Source organism: Cupriavidus sp. SIMBA_020 (assembly GCF_046535395.1).
GTDB lineage: Bacteria > Pseudomonadota > Gammaproteobacteria > Burkholderiales > Burkholderiaceae > Cupriavidus > Cupriavidus campinensis.
The window spans coordinates 1-247 of the sequence record NZ_JAWRWU010001333.1 but is presented as its reverse complement, the minus strand read 5'-3'; the positions used below and the strand labels follow the sequence as shown (position 1 = coordinate 247).

Below are 247 nucleotides of genomic sequence, written 5' to 3'. Positions count from 1 at the left end.
CGCGCCATTGCAGGTGGGGCAGGGCGTGTAGCTGCGGTATTTCGACAGCAGCACGCGCACGTGCATCTTGTACGACTTGGTTTCGAGCCAATCGAAAAAGCGCTGCACGCCGTACCACTGGTGCTTCCAGGCATCGTTGCCGCCCTTCCAGTCGGGCGTGCCGTAGAGCACCCAGCGCTTGTGCTCCTCGCTCATGCTCTTCCAGGGCACCCCCAGCGGGATGCCGGCGCGCGGCGCGTACTTCTGC

General features: G+C 64.8%; 1 protein-coding gene. It reads right to left on the bottom strand.

The window, feature by feature from the left end; translation table 11 throughout:
• The coding region (locus SB751_RS33845) for a hypothetical protein (protein WP_410749477.1) at positions 1-247 on the bottom strand (247 nt) is incomplete at both ends.